Origin of the sequence: Psychrobacter cibarius, assembly GCA_030686115.1 — a bacterium.
Taxonomy (GTDB): domain Bacteria; phylum Pseudomonadota; class Gammaproteobacteria; order Pseudomonadales; family Moraxellaceae; genus Psychrobacter; species Psychrobacter cibarius_C.
On record CP131612.1, the window covers coordinates 2587251 to 2604222 of the forward strand.

Genomic DNA, 16972 nt, shown 5'->3' on the forward strand with positions numbered 1-16972 from the left:
AAATTGGACAACTTCATCAACGATTTTATGAAATCCGATACTGTCGTATAACTTAACAATAGGCTATGTATTTGTCTTTTTTCTTAAGTGGGATTTATCATAGCAAAATGTACAACGAGTAGTTTTACAAGTTATAAAGAAGTGTTCCTAAGATGTTAAGAATGTGACTGACTGATTTATTAGGTCAAAATCTTGGACGAGATTTTTCAGTAAAATTACGCCAATAAAAAACCAGCGCTTGGGCTGGTTTAATAAATAAGCAATCGATAGCCACAAACAAATGGCTTAAAACAAATGATTCATCACAGGAATTTCTTGGGGTGGATTCTCTTCTTCGTCAACAATTTGACGAGCCACATGCATGATAAGCTGACGCAACCAACGATGGGCGGGATGATGCTGCAACAAAGGCGACCACGCCATCGTTAGCTCAAATTCAGGGATAAAAAATGGTGGCTCGACCATCATGATACTGTCGTTATTAGCCTGCATTTTTGCCACACGCGTAGGCAAAGTTGCAACCAAATCTTTATTGGCTGCAAGCATGGCTGGCATTTGATAGTGGCGGGTAAAAACACTGATTTGACGTTTTTGACCTAAACGTTGCAGTGCTTGATCAATTGAACCTAGGCCACCAGATTTTTCTGGATTGACACCAAATCCCACACCCATACCAGTTTTAGAGACCCAAACGTGCTGCGCCTTAAGATAATTTTTGAGATTAAAGCGATGAGCATAAGGACTGTCAGAGGACAATAAACAGCTAAAAGTATCACGCCATACTAACACTTGATGGAAGCTTTGCGGAATTTCATTAAAGCGGTTGATCGCCAAATCCACTCGCCCCTGCTCCATATCACGATATGAGACGTCCGATGGCGTTAAGAAATCTAAGATGACATTTGGTGCCTCTGAGCGCAATGCTTTGACCAATTTTGGTACCAATGTCGCTTCAGCATAGTCTGAGGTCATGATACGAAAAACGCGCGAGGTACTGTAAGGACGAAATTCTGTGCGTGGCTCTAATACTTGTGTCAAATCCGCAAGTATTTCACGGATACGAGGCTGTAACTCCAATGCGCGTTCAGTCGGCGTCATACCTTCAGATGAGCGTACCAGCAATGGATCATTAAATAGCTTACGCAGCCGGCGCAAAATATTACTCATCGCAGGTTGGGTAATGCCAAGCTGCTCAGCTGCACGAGTAACGTTTTTTTCTCGTAACAACACATCTAGATGTACCAATAAATTTAAATCTACCCGCTGCAAATTCATATATGTCTCTTTACCTTAAAATAAATACCACTACAAACGCGGCGTTTTTTGCCCTGCTATTTAGCATAAATCATCTATAACAGCATGAAATAAGGACAATTTTATATTAATTATTTTGATATATGCTTATTATAACTGAAATCATTCATCATAAGTCATTGTTTTATATGTACTATCATAAAATTAAATACCCAAGATAATAATCATAAACTAGATAAATCAAGGTAACCTAGCTATAGTGGCTAGCAAGCGCTTAATCAGTTCTTGTTTAATGTTAGGCAGTCGCCGTGCGTTTTGATGGATTGACTACCATAAGTATTTTATCGCATTTTCATGCGAAAATACGGACATAACATTTATTACGCAAACTTAATTTTTTGCTCTTATTTTTTTAAGCTTGAATTAGTAGTTGGCACTTTTTAGGGCAATAAGCACTTTAACAGTTGAAAAAGACTTATAAAAAAGCGCATTCAACCTAAAACGAAAGACCCAATAATAAAAGCTGACCAATTCGACAGGTTTTATTTGCTTTTATCATAATTTTCTTATAGTTTAGTAGAGATTGCTAACGCATAAGGTTTATATTTTAGATTTTCACTTCTGCCAGCATCTTTCTACATATATCAAAATTACCTCAATACTTGTAATTTTCTAAGTTACTAATTTTCACCACCCCAAGGAGACATAGATGTCAACTGCATATAAATCAGCGATCGACTTAGTACGTGAATTAAAGCAAAAGCACGGTAACTGGCAGAATATCAGCGAAACCGATGCGGCACGTATGATGTCACAAAACCGTTTTAAAACGGGCTTAGATATCGCCAAATATACTGCAAAAATCATGCGTCAAGACATGGAAGACTATGACAATGATACGTCTCAGTACACGCAGTCTTTAGGTGCATGGCATGGTTTTGTGGCTCAACAAACCATGTACGCTAAGAAAAAATATTTCGGTACAACAGCTAAAACTTACATCTACCTATCAGGTTGGATGGTTGCAGCCCTTCGCTCTGAGTTTGGTCCTCTTCCTGACCAATCTATGCATGAAAAAACCTCTGTACCTAAGCTAATCGAAGAAATCTACACCTTCTTACGTCAAGCTGATGCTAAAGTATTGAACGACTACTTCCGTGAGCTAAACGCTGCAGAAGAAGCGGGTCAAGATACCTCAGCCATCCTAGAAAAAATCGAAAACTTTGATTCACATGTTGTGCCAATCATTGCTGACATCGATGCAGGTTTCGGTAACGAAGAAGCCACTTACTTGCTAACCAAGCAAATGATTGAAGCGGGTGCTTGTGCTATTCAGGTTGAAAACCAAGTATCTGACGCGAAGCAATGTGGTCACCAAGCGGGTAAAGTCACTGTACCGCATGAAGACTATATCGCAAAAATCAACGCTATTCGTTATGCATTCTTAGAGCTTGGTGTTGAAGACGGCGTTATCGTTGCTCGTACTGACTCTGAAGGCGCGTCACTAACGCAAAAAATCCCAGTATCAAATGAGCCAGGCGACCTTGCTTCTCAGTACATCGATTTTATCGAGATGGAAGAAGTCACGCTAGAAAACGCCAAAGAGAACGACAGCTTGCTTAAGCATAACGGCAAACTAGTACGTCCAGTTCGTCTTCAAAATGGTCTATATCAATTCCGTGAAGAAACGAACATCGACCGTGTCGTACTTGACTGTGTAACGGCTCTAGAAAATGGCGCGGATCTACTATGGATCGAAACACCGACTCCAGACGTCGCACACATCAAAATGATGGTTGATCGTATTAAAGAGCAACAGCCAAAAGCTAAGCTTGTATACAATAACAGCCCATCGTTCAACTGGACACTGAACTTCCGTAAGCAAATCATCGCTCAGTGGGAAGAAGAAGGCAAAGACCTATCTGCCTACAATAAAGATGACTTGATGAGTGCGGATTACGATGGTACTGAACTTGATACAGCAGCTGACGAAGCGGCTAGAAACTTCCAACGTGATGCATCACGTGAAGCAGGTGTATTCCATCACTTAATCACGCTACCTACTTATCACACCACTGCGCTTAGCGTGCATGAGCTTGCTAAAGGCTACTTCGGTGAAGATGGTATGCTTGCTTATGCTGCTGGCGTACAACGTAAAGAAATCCGTGAAGGCATCGCTTGTGTTAAGCATCAAGCAATGGCGGGCTCTGACCTTGGCGATGATCACAAAGAGATCTTCTCTGGTGAAAATGCCCTTAAAGCTGGCGGCGGCAAGAACACGATGAACCAGTTCTAATCACCGACCACTTATAAGTACATCTCGTAAGTACCAGTTATAGAGAAAGCCGTCCTATCTTATAGGGCGGCTTTTTTTTATGTCTACTTATTTGCACTCTATTATTGTAAGATTTTGAGCATTGTGAGCTTGTTAATTCTTAATTTGAGTGCTTATTATCCTTACTATCAGTCTCTTTCATATTATTGCTATTACCCTCTTCCTGACTGCTCTGTATACCGACTGAATCGTGACTTTTTGGATTTTCACCCATCAGCTCACGCTTCATATTTTTTATACGGGGATCATGTTTAAAAAATCTACGATAGATTGCTTTTATTATTCTGTAAATTAGATAAAAAATACCGCCAAGTACAAGCAGCCACCACAGTTGTATCAATCCAAGCGCTACTGATCTAAGTATCTCCCAGCCATCTTTAAATGCTTGACTCACTTGACTACTAAAACTTGGCTGCTCAGCATCTAATAGCACATCCAGATTTTGTGTGGTTTCTTTATAACTGATATCTGGTTGCATAAAGGTCAGGTTAATGGTGCTATATTGAACTTTATCAGCGATAGCCAGTTGCTCAAGCTTGGCAAGCTCTTGCTGACGACGTGCCGCATAAGTCGCGGTAATAGCATCAACATTGCTACCTTGGTCTTTATCATTTTTACTATTGAGGCGTTCTTGGCTAAGCTCGCTTGCCATATCACTATTTAGCTGGCTCGCTAGCTGTTCACGATAAATATCTAATGTCACATCTTGAGCACTAAACTGCTGCCCATTTAAAAATGCGACTTGCTGTTGTAATTGCGCTAGGAACTTACTGACATTGGCGCGAGGAATACGAACCGTCATGTCAGCTTGACGAGTGTAGGTTGTAATCGTGATATTTTTATTGCCTTGTACAAAGGTTCGACTATCACGTGGATGATTACTAATATTGCTAAGTGCCACATAACCAGCCTGTTGCCGTGTCAAACTCTCAATAGCATCACTAGTTTTGACGACATCTTCAACTTTAAAATCAGCACTGGCAGTTATCAATAGCGCTTTTCCCGCAATTTTAATGTCTGCTGCCTGACTACCAAGGGTCTGTTCACTAGTGCTCGATAGGTTTGCAACCTCTAAATCATCAGCGTTAGAGGCATTATCAGCTGCCACATCGGACATGATGCCAACCATCTCCCCTTCTGTAGCGTCTGCAACTTCTTCGGTTACCACCTCTGTCAGATCTGCGCTGCTTTCTGCATATTCAGAAGAGCTATCGCAGCCGCCTATCAATAAAACAGACCCAAGCATTATTGGTAGACATAAAACTGATGGAAACAAGGCTTTAGGCAGTAATATTGAATGAGATTGATGCGTGTCATACTTCTTTTGATTGCATTGCGTCATTATTTTATAATCCGGCATTTTATGAGATATGGTAAACATATTGGATAAAAATATTTCAGCCTTTATTATAAAGCCAACCACCTTTATCCTACTTTTGTTTAATAATTTACGTTAATTATAATGATTACTTACTAAAAGTATATCTCTAATATTGGCTCAGAGTATTTATAGAAAAAATTTTGCTTGTTATTCGCCGATAGCTTTCATACGATGGTAGTCATTCAAATTTATTAAAATAATCGGGAGCCATCATGCAAGAGATAGAGCTAAAGTTTTTGGTACCAGAGTCGCGACTGAAAGGTTTGATGCGCCAAGCACGAGTCAAATCTTCTGAGGTGACGCAACTGGCTGCCCATTATTATGATACCCCAGACCAACAGCTTGCAGAGGCAGGCATTGGCTTGCGTATCCGTAAAGAAGGTGATGCTTGGGTACAGACCATCAAAGCGGGCAGCGATGGCATTGCAGCACGCCTAGAGCATAATGCGGTACTGGATAATGAACAAGTACAAGCGATGCTCGATAATAATACGCTCATGCCTGATTTAACTATTTATAAAAACACCTCTGTCGCCCCTGCCCTAGCTGAATTTAAGCTAAAAAAACTGGCTAAAAATCTCACACGGTTATATGTGACCGATGTAGAGCGTACCACACGATTGCTAGTGGATGATAATGGCGGTGATAGTGATGCAAATAACCATGTCGAGATGGCGTACGACTATGGAGAGATTATTCACGGTAACGATGATACTCAGCGCGATGCTATTCAAGAGATTGAGTTTGAGCTGATATCAGGAGATATCGATTTTTTATTTGCAACCGCCAAAACTTGGTGTAAGCGCTACAAGCTTTGTTTGTCTACGGTGACCAAAGCTGAGCGCGGTGGTTTACTCATCACAGAACAGCAGCATAGTCCAGCTGTCCACGCTGACCTTGATCAGCTAAATATCGATAAAAAAATCAGCATGCCTGCCTTTGTGCGCGCAGCGGTACATAACTGTCTGTTGCAAATACTGCCCAATAGCAGCGCTATCGTCGCTGGCAGCGAAGAGGACGACCATGCATTACAACTATACATTGGTATTGTCCGCTTGCAAGCTGCCCTACAAGCATTTGCCAGCTATTCTGACGAAATCAATCCAGACTGGCTGCCGATACTGAAACCAACAGCTATGTTATTGAATGAATATCAAGAGCTTGCCCATCTTGCCTCACATATAGAGCCTAATTTGCAACAACAAGGTGCACCTACTGTCGATTGGGCAACAGATATGGATGCGCTGAAGATTACTCCGAAAGATGCCATCAGTGCCAACGATTTTCAGATGACCTTACTTGAGCTGATCGCCTTTACCATGAGCGACCCAAGCCTTGAACCGCAAGCTAATCAACTCGCCATCGATAAACTGGCAAAAACCTTATCCAAACAGCAGGCAAAGCTTGGCAAGGCAGTACAAGAGCTACAGAGTAAAAAAGACGTTGGCTCAGATAACATTAATATAGAAAGCAATGATTTAAAAGATGATGATTTACAAAGTGTTGACTTAGACGATAGTGACTTAGAAAACGTAGATTCAAAAAGTGACGATATAGAAAATATTGATCTAGACGATAATAATGCAGAGCACGAGCTGCATGAGCAGTTAACCACCTTACTTTATATCAGTGAGTTTGCCACGCCATTATTAGATAAGAAAAAGTCAAAAAAGAAAAAAGCCAAGAAGGAAAGTAAACGCTGGCTAAAATACTTAGCAAAAGCGCAAAAGACTTTGAATAAATATCATAATCATAAAATGTACCAACAGCGCTATCAATTAAAGTCGAAGACAGATAGCATTGCGTTGTATGGCGCTGGCTGGTTTGCAGCCATGCTAGTGAGAGACCTTAAGCGCACAGAAAAACGCTTGGCTAAAGTGGCAGACAGCTCAATATTTCGGTAAAAAGACTCTTAGCAGCATGAACCAAGCTTAAAATAAACTAAGCTTAGAATAAAAAAGACAGCTCACTTTATATGGGCTGTCTTTTTTTAAGCGTTTTCTTTGAGATGCTTTTTTTGATTGGATGCTTAAACTCAGTTATTTGAAAAACGTAATACTTCAACTGAGTTAAGCATATTTCAAAAACTACTATCAGTTTTCTACATCTAGCGTGTTTGTAAGCTCAAGTATTTTATAAACCTAGCACCTTCATACGCTCACTAACTGGCTGATACGTTTTTTCGCCAGCAGGCTCAACAATGTTGCCAAATGGCATTTGTGCCACCAATTCCCAACTATCTGGGATAGCATAAGCCTTAGCTGCGTCTTCATCCACAAGCGGATTGTAGTGCTGTAGGTTGGCACCAACATTTAAAGTACGTAGCTCTGTCCACATCGCATACTGATGCATGGCTGAGGTTTGCTGAGCCCAAACTGGAAATCTATCTGCATATAACGCAAACTGCTCTTGCAATGACTCAGTCACGTTTTTATCTTCATAAAACAGCACTGTACCCGCTGCCGCACGGAAGCCGTCTAACTTTTGCTTAGTCCCAGAAAAGTCGCCATCGCCGACGGCTGCACGCAGTTTTTCTTCAGCGATATCCCATAATTTCTGGTGCTCGGCACCAAACAGTACGACCAGACGCGAAGATTGTGAATTAAAAGCAGAAGGCGTATGTAATAAAACACGCTCTGCCATATTCACAATTGCTTGTGGCTCTACTGGCAGCTCATTGCCCAAAGCATATATTGACCGGCGTTCATCAAAGGCTTGTTGTAAAGTGACTAGGCTTTCTTTAGACATCGATATTATCCTTATAATTATCATAAAACATAGGTTAAACGAGCCATGCTGGGCATGACAAGTTGATCATTCATAAGCAAGCTATTATAGCAATATACTAAATAATATCTATACTCTATAAAGTTTTATTTATCAATTACTCTATGAAGTTATTCTGTTTTACTTAAGATGTAAGAAAATAATTTACTACGTAATCGTTAATAAATAGTCGTTAATTAGCGACAATCGTCACCAATACGCCCTCTGCAATTTGGTTGAACAATTCAATAATATCCTCATTACGCATACGTATACAGCCGTGCGAGAGTGGCACACCCATCGGCTCACTGTCAGGCGTACCATGAATGTAAATATAACGCTGATAAGTATCACAGCCACCTTGACTGTTACTGCCTTTATTAAAGCCCTCTGCCACACCACTTAGCCAAAGAATACGGCTTAATATCCAATCGCGTTCAGGATGTCGTTTACCAAGCTCAGCACTATATATCTCGCCTGTAGGAACGCGTCCGATGAACACGGCATTCATGGGTTCATTTGCGCCAATTTTTTTGGCGATAAAGTGTTTGCCAAGAGGTGTGCAGCCGCTATCTTGTTGACTGCCAATGCCATTTTTCGCGGTAGACACCGTATATTGAGCCAATTCTCTATTATGCTGGTAGAGCGTTAATGTTTGCTTAGCAATATTAACCACCAACTGCACATCAGAACTTTCGTTATTTTTCTCGCTATAGCTTTCGTTATTTGTCATAGAATGTTTCCAACGGTCATTTACCCAATAGATATCATTATTGACCGCGTGATAAGTAAGTGGATTGATTTTTTCTATTATTAAGGGATTGTATCAAGGCTTTTGGCACCGTAATATAGGGGCACACTTTTTGATGCTAGCAGATTATGACGACTATTTCACCGACACGTGTGTCGATGTATGATTTTCTCTATCAAGATACCAAGCCAATGGTATCTTTATTGGCCGATGCCGCCAAGCTTTCATTACCACAAGCTCGATTGGCAATGGATGCCAGTTTGCAGGCCATTATCAGTGCCTTGCTTGCTTACCAGCAGCACAATGACGGACAAGCTGTGAGCAAAAAGCTATTTAGTCGCGGCGCAGTCAAAGAGCTACGCCAATATAATTCGATGAATTTTTCGACCATGAATGCGACGTTATATCACCGCCATGAAGCAGCGGATGCGATATTTTATGATAATGCTCGCGTGATTAAAGCGAGTGACTATATTGCTCAGCAGATTGACGCAACAACGCAGCAAGTACAGATACTTCTCACGTCCTTATGCGTGATTGTCTTACGTGAGCTGGCTATTTTAGCCGACTATAGCCAACTTGATAACGACGAGATGGATAAATGGTTCGCTTTACAGCCACAGTTTTTATCAGCTGCTCGCTTTGCCATCAATGAGCCAGCGTCTGTCTCTGTTAAATTGAATGAGGTAAATGAAGATAACAGTCTAGTCGCAGCATCAGAGGTCAATTTAGACTCGACAGTAAAAACAAAAGCAGCAGCCGAATCCGAAAACCATCCTAATACAGAACGTGCCTTATTAAGTACAGCGCAGCTCGCTGACACCCCACCAGCTTTCAATCCTTACTGGCATGAATTAACGACATTCAAACCTGAACGTCATGAGCCTGTGCAAGATATGCAATTGGCAACTGGTAATTATTTAAAAGCCATTGGACGCTCACCTGATAACTTGCAGCAAGGTCGCCATAACGACATGCTAGTTTTTACAGAAATGCAAGCCCTTGCCCTGCCACACCAACGCTGGCTATTACAGCTCGCAAAAATCTCAGATATCTATCTCAGTCGTAATCGCCTACGTATTACCTCCGAACCTGCCAGCGCACCCAAACCGCCTTTAGTAAGCTTGGGTTTAATTGGTGGTAATAACGATAATACGCCGACCACCACCAGCGAAAAGCCCATTGAATACGAGGCATCCATACCCCTCTGGAAAAATCCGGTTATCCTGATTATTATTGCTGTCATCGGAGTGCTTGGCGGGCTTGCAGCGCTCAAGTATCAAAGCCAAAAATCTGACGGTGTGTTACTGGCGACAGAAGAGGTTATAGAACAAGATATTATCGAAGAGCGTCAACAGCAGGATGTGGCTATTGTCATGGTTGACGATGAGGAGCCTGATGACAAAGAAACAAAAGCGGCTCAATGATAAATAAAAGCTCTGAATACAGGACTTCTTAATTAGCAAAAAATTATCGAACAAACCTTTAAAAAATCCACAAAAAAAGGCGCTATTCATATAGCGCCTTTTCTATTCATATTTTTTATTCATGCTTTATCTAGCACAGTCTATTAAGACTGGCTTACTTCGATAAATCACGACCACGGCTGGCTTCAATCGCCAAACGTAGACCATTTAGACGGATGAAACCTTCTGCGTCTTTTTGATCGTAAGCGCCCGCATCATCTTCAAAAGTCGCGATTTTTTCGTCAAACAACGAATCATCTGACTTACGACCAACAACGCTCACAGCACCTTTGTATAACTTCACACGTACGGTGCCATTGACATATTCTTGTGACTTGTCAATCAATGCTTGTAGCATCATACGCTCAGGACTGAACCAATAACCGTTGTAGATAGTTTTAGCGTAGCGTGGCATCAGCTCATCTTTTAAATGCGCCGCTTCACGATCGAGTGTCAATGACTCAATACCGCGATGCGCTTTTAGCATAATGGTACCCGCTGGCGTCTCATAGCATCCGCGTGATTTCATGCCAACATAACGGTTTTCTACGATATCTAGGCGTCCGATACCATGCTGACCGCCAATCTCATTTAGCTTAATCATGACTTCGTACGGCTTAAGTGCTTCACCATCGATGGCAACGATGTCACCTTTTTCGTACTCTAATTCTAAGTATTGAGCTTCGTCAGGTGCTTCTTCTGGGCTCACTGACCAGCGCCACATATCATCTTCTGCTTCGGCGTAAGGGTCTTCTAAAATACCACCTTCATAAGAGATGTGTAGTAAGTTGGCGTCCATTGAGTACGGAGATTTTTTCTTATTACCCGCATAATCAATCGCAATATTATGCTCTTTGGCATATTCCATCAAGCTCTCACGGCTCGATAAATCCCACTCACGCCATGGGGCAATGGTAACCACGTCAGGCGATAAAGCAACGGCGCCAAGCTCAAAACGGACTTGGTCATTCCCTTTACCAGTCGCGCCATGACTGATCGCATCGGCGTTGTGTTCTTTAGCAATCTCAACTAAGCGCTTGGCAATTAACGGACGCGCGATAGAAGTCCCTAGCAGATACTCGCCTTCATAGATAGCGTTAGCGCGGAACATCGGGAATACATAATCACGGGCGAACTCTTCACGTAAGTCTTCAATATGGATATGTTTGATGCCCATAGCTTCGGCTTTGGCGCGTGCTGGCTCAACTTCTTCGCCTTGACCGATATCAGCAGTAAAGGTAATCACTTCTGCATCATAAGTCTCTTGCAGCCATTTAGCGATGATGGAGGTATCAAGACCACCTGAATAGGCCAAGACGATTTTATTAATATTTTTTGGATCAAGTTGAGCCATGAAGAACTCCTATTGTGAGCATTTAGTGTTAGGAAAAGCGCTAATATTCAATCAAAAGATAAATTACTTGCTCAGTGTACATCATATTTACTATAGGCAAAAGTGCAACTGCCCCATGGCATAAGCTTTTGATTTAAATTTTGGGTCGATAGATTTCAATTATTCACATGTAAGTGACAGTTAACTGCCGCAAATTAAAAAACAACCCATGTATTATGTACAGATATTTAGTCGCATATTTAGTCAAGTAGGCAAATCTGTTATGATAGCAGTACAGTATTCCTTCCTTTTATTTCCGTATATGACGATATAGAGCGCGACGACATTATGACTGATTCGATTAGAGAATTGACCATCCTTCAGCCAGACGATTGGCATATCCATTTACGTGATGGCAAAGCATTGAGCACGACTGTATCGCACGCAGCAAACAGCTTTAACCGTGTCATATGTATGCCAAACTTAGTGCCTCCTGTTAAGAACACTGACGATGCGCGTGCCTATCGCGACCGTATCATGGCGCACTTAGTAGCCAGTGAGCTGAGTGCTGAGCGCAAAACTGCATTCGATCCACGTATGACTTTATATCTCACTGACAAAACCACTGCCCAAGATATCGAGATGGCAGCAAAATCAGGTATCGTCCAAGCGGTCAAGCTTTATCCTGCTGGCGCGACTACCAATTCGGCTGATGGCGTCACCAATATTAACGCCTGTGTTGATGTTTTTGAAGCATTAGAAAAGTACAACCTACCACTATTGATACATGGCGAAGTGACGCAAGATCATGTGGATATCTTTGACCGTGAAAAGCGCTTTTTAGACGAAGTGTTGGCGCAAATCATTGTCAAATTCCCCACATTAAAGATTGTCGTCGAGCATATTACTACCAGTGATGCCGCTGATTTTGTCTTAGCACAAGGCAATCACATTGCCGCCACTATTACCCCGCAGCATTTAATGTTTAACCGCAATCATCTATTGGTTGGCGGTATCAAGCCACATTTTTATTGCTTGCCTATTTTGAAGCGTGAAAGCCATCAAAGAGTATTACTAGATGTGGCAACCAGTGGCAATCCCAAGTTCTTTTTGGGCACGGACTCAGCTCCGCATGCGACGGATAAAAAAGAAGCCGCTTGTGGCTGTGCTGGCTGCTATAGCGCCGCAACTGCCTTGCCATTGTATGCCACCGCTTTCGATAGCGTGGGGAAAATAGACAAGTTAGAAGGCTTTGCCAGTCGTTTTGGTGCTCAGTTCTATGGACTGCCAGTCAATGAAAGCACGATTACACTTATCAATACACCTATGCAAGTGCCAGCAGCCTATCCCTACTTTGATGGCTCATCATTGACCCCACTTATGGCAGGCGAGACACTGCCTTGGTCTATCAAAGCATAAAACTCACTAAGCAAAACCATCTGTATTCTATTTTAACTTGAGAAGTTTAACCCTATGATAAGAATGACATCTGCTAACCAGCGGTGTGATTTGTATCATAGGTTATTTATTTTTCATTTAATGTCTTAATTCAATATAACAATACGACTGATAAAAGCGATTTAACCAGATATGACCACTCCAAACGATGCCGCCTTACCTAACGAAAACCCATCAAACCCTATAGATAATAGCATTAAGAGCCCAGCAAATACTCACACAGAAGATGCCGCAGCAGACGAGCTAGCACCAATGCGTCTAAAAGACCGATTTCGTAAGTTTCTGCCTGTCGTCGTTGATGTGGAAACTGCCGGCTTTAATGCGCAAACCGATGCTTTACTAGAGATTGCCTGCATTCCTGTACTACTGAATGAGCAAGGTGTGTTTTATCCTGGGGAAGCATTCAATGCTCATATCGAACCCTTTGAAGGCGCGAATCTTGAGCCAAGTGCCCTTGCCTTCACTGGCATTGATCCCAACAATCCAATGCGTAAAGCCATTGCCGAAGACGAAAAAACAGCACTACGCCGTATCTTCAAAGGGTTAAAAGAAGTACGCCGTACTGAAGACTGCCGCCAGTGTGTCTTAATCGGGCACAACGCCCATTTTGACTTAGCGTTTTTGAATGCGGCGGTGCTGCGTACCAATAACAAAAGTCACAACCCGTTTCATAACTTTTCAGTTTTTGACACAGTGACTTTATCTGCGCTGGCATTTGGTCAGACAGTACTAGCACGGGCTTGCAAGGCAGCAGGGCTTGATTTCGATGGTAATGATGCACATTCTGCCCTATACGATACACAAAAGACCGCTGAGCTGTTTTGCCATATCCTAAACCATTATCCTATGCTGGCTAATGCGATGCATACTGAAGAAAATAAAGAGGATTCGACTGAGAGTAGTCACAAATAATCCATTTATCACATATCCTATATTGCCAACTACCCATAATAGTGCTATTTGTAATACTTGATGACTTTAACATCTTGGTTTTACAATCAATAGGGATATAATTGATATCACAATAAATCAGCCTCTTGTCTAACCGTTGAATATCATATTGTGTAAAACAATTCAAAAACAGATAAGTTGTTGTAACTACTCACATTAGAACGTCTCGTTATATCCTATAGATGGTTTAAGTTGCCCACATTGTCTCGATAGCCCGTACGATTCATGCTATCGAGGCGTAATAGGAGGGACTCTATTATGGATCCACAGCTTAAGTTATGGGGAACCATCCTCGGTTATATGCTGCTCGCATTGACTATTAGTGCTTGTACTTCTCTATGGATTCGCTATCATTTAAAGCGTAATGACTTACATCCACGCCGTGCGATCAAAAAAAGATACTTAATTTTAAAAAGAAGAAGAAAAAGGCTTGACAGCAAGCGCAGACGCTATTAGAATACGCACCACTTCAGCATAAAGGTGAAAGCAGCTGAGGTGTTGTGTTACTAGTCCCCATCGTCTAGAGGCCTAGGACACCGCCCTTTCACGGCGGTAACGGGGGTTCGAATCCCCCTGGGGACGCCACTATTTGGCGTCACTTATTAGCAAGTTTGCTGCAAAGCATCTGATGAGACTAATAAGCGTACCACCAAAAAGCCCAATCACATACTATTGTGATTGGGCTTTTTTTATGCCTGTTTTTTATATCATGAGGCTCTTGATACCTTAGCACTCAGTTCGTCATCGCCGATTTACTTAATAAGTGAAGCATAATTAATTTTATAGATAAGATTCGGTATTAAGTTTGCTCAAGATATTAAGGTATATTTACTAAGTGTCGCTATCCACAGTTTCTATAATTAGCTTGATATTCTGTTTATTTATTGAACTCTTCATCATAAATTTAAGCAAAAAAATCCAGCATTGAATACTGGATTTTTAAATCAAACAATCTATTTTTACAAAAACTACCAAATCTTATCTGATAGCATTAGCCACAACAATGTCATCACAATCATGATACCGAGTACCGTTTGAATCAAGAAGAATGCTTGATGCTGACCAACAACCTTACTTAACGTCACCCCTAACGTGCTGTACTTGATAGGTGGCGTGTCAATATTGCCAGTTCTTGCTTGTTCCTCATAATACCCTTGTAAGATATCTAAAAATTCGCGCCATGCGTTAGAGCCCCAATCATAGGGTTTAAATGGCATGAGTTTTTTCAGCTCAGGCTCTTTGGTCATCCAACGTTCAAGTGTAATGGAGCGTAGAGACCAGTTCGAAAAACGGCGTTCGGTAATTTCTGAAAAATCTAAGATTTTTAATTCTTTATGTCGATCGTCTAATAATAAGCGATTCTTTAGATTGGTTAAATCTTGTTCTGACCCTTCTACACATTGAAAAAAATAGCCATTGCCATAGCAAAGAATACCCGTAACATTATCGGCTTGGTTACGCTCAGTCGCGACCTCTGAGATGTCGTTAAGCGTGCTGGGGCTTGAAAGACCAGTCGAAGTAATTTGGCTTATATATATAAGCTGGCAGAGATCTGTCGTCACTGGATTTGTCGAATCGTTGATTGTTGACAATCAGCTTCTCCCTATTTTCAGGTAAATGTAGCTAAGACAACCATACTAACTTTAGAAAAAACATAGAAACAAGATCTTTGAAAATATCAAGTAGGCTTGGTATATTATTGATTTTATAAATGTTTATATTAATTGTATTAAGTTGGTTACATCATAGGCTAGTTTAGTCATCAAAGCAATATCTGTTTATCTAATGTCATTAATTGAAAAAACCAAACAATAATTTTCAATTATTTATATCGAGAACTTACACTGTGGTTTTTGGGCGGCGATAAGATAAATAGGTAATATGGGAGGGGGAAGTGATGATAAAAATCGTCATCCAATGAGCGATAAGACCACCGGCTCATTAATGAGATTGATACAGACTGGTGGCTATTACGAGTGTTTAATTATTTTTAATCTGCTCAGAACTGGGCATTAATAATCGCTGCGAGCAAGATAGCATCATCAGGATAGGTAAGCTTTATGTTCTGGCGACTGCCAGTCACGAGGCGAATGGGTAGGTCTAGACATTCAAATGCACTGGCTTCATCAGTAATGGTGAGCTCGTATTCAGCGACATAAGTTAATACTTTTTGCAGCTGACCTAAGCGAAACACTTGCGGCGTTTGTGCTTGCCACATATGACGGCGATCGATAGTACATTTAGCGTAAGAATGTGGGCTGCTACTCACTGTCAGGTTAACTACAGGCGTCTCACCTACAAGCTCAGATTGAGCGGTAGACTGGGGATAAGATTCCTTTAAAGTATCAGCCACCGGTGTCGCTAAGATAGCACCATAAGGCTCTAGCATCGCCGCTTCGATGACTTGTTCAATATCATGACTGGGAACCGCAGGACGCGCAGCATCATGAATAACAACCAAATCTGAATCGTCAGCTCCCGCCTCAATAATCGCCTTTACCCCTGCCTGTACCGACTGCCAGCGCTCAGCGCCGCCCATGGCATAATGTATAGGTAGCGCAAAATCCAATGTCTGTGCCGTACTGTCATCTGCTGCGACGACTAATAAACATGTATCAATATAAGCACTACTAGCAAGCCGTGCTACACTATGCTGTAGCAAGGTCTGCCCTTGCAGCATCGTATATTGCTTGGCGATAGAGGCACCAAAACGACTACCGCGACCCGCAGCGACGATCATGGCATGTACATTAGGTGTCATGTTCATAAGGCAATGTTCATAAGGCAATATTCATAAAGTAGTATTCATGGTTAGAGCCCATGACAGTATTGCTAGGGATAGACGAGGAATAAGAGAAGTAACGAATTTCAGGTGAATAAGATTTCTATTATAGACAATAGAAGATCATAATTTTAGACAGTTAAGAGCAATTAATAACGGCTATGCGTCGTGGGTGCCGTAGATACTTGTACAAAGGTCTCGTTCGGCTTAATCAAACCCAAATCTAAACGAGCGTGCTCTTCTACTGCCTCAAGACCAGTTTTTAAGTCATGTACATCAGTACGCAATAAGTTATTTGCTGCCACTTGGTTTTCGTTTAAGCGTTGTTGTTCTTCGATTTGAGTCAGCAATTTATTATGCTCAAAGCGACCATTTTCGCCCAGCCAATACTGATATTGCAATCCCAAAAGGACGGCAACGGCTAGAGCAAGTAGCATAAATTGGCTAAAGTATTTCATAAGATAATAACGCCGAACAACATAGAGACAATAATAA

General features: G+C 41.5%; 14 protein-coding genes and 1 tRNA gene. 7 read left to right on the top strand and 8 right to left on the bottom strand.

Going from position 1 to position 16972, the window contains the following annotated elements; all coding sequences use genetic code 11:
• Positions 1–285: 285 nt before the first annotated feature.
• Positions 286–1275: a LysR family transcriptional regulator gene (locus Q6344_10985; GenBank protein ID WLG13119.1), complete on the bottom strand. Its 990-nt coding sequence runs from the start codon at positions 1273–1275 to the stop codon at positions 286–288.
• Positions 1276–1963: 688 nt separating this feature from the next.
• Between Q6344_10985 and Q6344_10990 the strand changes: the two genes are divergently transcribed.
• A complete protein-coding gene (locus Q6344_10990; GenBank protein ID WLG13120.1) occupies positions 1964–3550 on the top strand; it encodes an isocitrate lyase in 1587 nt (528 codons plus the stop codon).
• 139 nt (positions 3551–3689) lie between these two features.
• Here Q6344_10990 and Q6344_10995 read toward each other — a convergent pair whose 3' ends face one another.
• Positions 3690–4835, bottom strand: coding sequence for a DUF4349 domain-containing protein (locus Q6344_10995; protein ID WLG13121.1), 1146 nt, complete (start codon positions 4833–4835; stop codon positions 3690–3692).
• Positions 4836–5182: 347 nt separating this feature from the next.
• Here Q6344_10995 and Q6344_11000 point away from each other — a divergent pair, with 347 nt between their 5' ends.
• Positions 5183–6874 (top strand): CYTH and CHAD domain-containing protein, encoded by a 1692-nt coding sequence (locus tag Q6344_11000; protein ID WLG13122.1) that lies wholly within the window; start codon positions 5183–5185, stop codon positions 6872–6874.
• Positions 6875–7103: 229 nt separating this feature from the next.
• On the opposite strand, the gene Q6344_11005 is transcribed toward Q6344_11000, so the two are convergent.
• Together Q6344_11005 and Q6344_11010 are read right to left on the bottom strand one after the other, a co-directional pair.
• Positions 7104–7718: a nitroreductase family protein gene (locus Q6344_11005; protein ID WLG13123.1), complete on the bottom strand. Its 615-nt coding sequence runs from the start codon at positions 7716–7718 to the stop codon at positions 7104–7106.
• Positions 7719–7929: 211 nt separating this feature from the next.
• Entirely contained in the window at positions 7930–8469 is a 540-nt protein-coding gene (locus tag Q6344_11010; GenBank protein ID WLG13124.1) for a L,D-transpeptidase, read from the bottom strand.
• Between the two features lie 146 nt (positions 8470–8615).
• Between Q6344_11010 and Q6344_11015 the strand changes: the two genes are divergently transcribed.
• On the top strand, positions 8616–9914 hold the full coding sequence (locus Q6344_11015; GenBank protein WLG13125.1) for a hypothetical protein: 1299 nt from the start codon (positions 8616–8618) through the stop codon (positions 9912–9914).
• A gap of 154 nt (positions 9915–10068) precedes the next feature.
• On the opposite strand, the gene Q6344_11020 is transcribed toward Q6344_11015, so the two are convergent.
• On the bottom strand, positions 10069–11307 hold the full coding sequence (locus Q6344_11020) for an argininosuccinate synthase (GenBank protein WLG13126.1): 1239 nt from the start codon (positions 11305–11307) through the stop codon (positions 10069–10071).
• A 327-nt stretch (positions 11308–11634) separates the two neighbouring features.
• On the opposite strand from Q6344_11020, the gene pyrC reads away from it, so the two are divergent.
• From pyrC to Q6344_11040, 4 genes are all read left to right on the top strand, one after another.
• Positions 11635–12705, top strand: a complete 1071-nt coding sequence (gene pyrC / locus Q6344_11025; GenBank protein ID WLG13127.1) for a dihydroorotase — start codon at positions 11635–11637, stop codon at positions 12703–12705.
• A 291-nt stretch (positions 12706–12996) separates the two neighbouring features.
• Positions 12997–13656, top strand: a complete 660-nt coding sequence (rnt, locus tag Q6344_11030) for a ribonuclease T (protein ID WLG15203.1) — start codon at positions 12997–12999, stop codon at positions 13654–13656.
• A gap of 297 nt (positions 13657–13953) precedes the next feature.
• On the top strand, positions 13954–14151 hold the full coding sequence (locus Q6344_11035; GenBank protein WLG13128.1) for a hypothetical protein: 198 nt from the start codon (positions 13954–13956) through the stop codon (positions 14149–14151).
• 53 nt (positions 14152–14204) lie between these two features.
• Positions 14205–14280, top strand: a tRNA-Glu gene (locus tag Q6344_11040).
• A 383-nt stretch (positions 14281–14663) separates the two neighbouring features.
• Here the strand turns inward: Q6344_11040 and Q6344_11045 are convergent.
• From Q6344_11045 to Q6344_11055, 3 genes are all read right to left on the bottom strand, one after another.
• Positions 14664–15287: a BLUF domain-containing protein gene (locus tag Q6344_11045; protein WLG13129.1), complete on the bottom strand. Its 624-nt coding sequence runs from the start codon at positions 15285–15287 to the stop codon at positions 14664–14666.
• A 407-nt stretch (positions 15288–15694) separates the two neighbouring features.
• Entirely contained in the window at positions 15695–16462 is a 768-nt protein-coding gene (locus tag Q6344_11050; GenBank protein ID WLG13130.1) for a 2-C-methyl-D-erythritol 4-phosphate cytidylyltransferase, read from the bottom strand.
• A 164-nt stretch (positions 16463–16626) separates the two neighbouring features.
• The gene (locus tag Q6344_11055; protein ID WLG13131.1) at positions 16627–16935 is read right to left on the bottom strand and encodes a septum formation initiator family protein; all 309 of its coding nucleotides are present in this window, start codon (positions 16933–16935) and stop codon (positions 16627–16629) included.
• Positions 16936–16972 lie beyond the last annotated feature (37 nt).